A 378-nucleotide genomic window follows, 5' to 3' on the forward strand; every position below is an offset into this window, starting at 1 on the left:
CCAAATGTATGAGTTTGTTCTTTACATTGTTCAGTGCAACCTGCTTCTTCTTTCCACGTTCTACGAGTCGCATATAGTACCTCGCCATAACTGGATTGAAGTTGACTGCAGCCCGTGCAGCCTGCGTCAGCATGGCCTTTATTTGGCGGTTCGCCATGTAATGCACATGAGGGTCGGAATGCACACTGGTACCCGAATCTTTGCCAAATGGGGCTATGCCGTAGTAGCAGGCAATCTTCCTTGAATCGTAGTTGAAACGACGGAAGTTGTCGGTGTATACCATCAGGCATACGGCGTTCTGCGTTCCTATGCCAGGCACCGAGGTCACGATGGTGAACACCTCGGTGAGTTCCTCGTCCGACTTGATGAGCTCGGCGA

1 protein-coding gene is annotated in these 378 nt (G+C 51.1%); it reads right to left on the reverse strand.

Going from position 1 to position 378, the window contains the following annotated elements; all coding sequences use genetic code 11:
* The coding region (locus KM934_RS13010) for a transposase (protein ID WP_215761051.1) at positions 1–378 on the reverse strand (378 nt) is incomplete at both ends.

It is taken from the genome of Hallella faecis (assembly GCF_018789675.1).
Taxonomy (GTDB): Bacteria; Bacteroidota; Bacteroidia; order Bacteroidales; family Bacteroidaceae; genus Prevotella; species Prevotella faecis.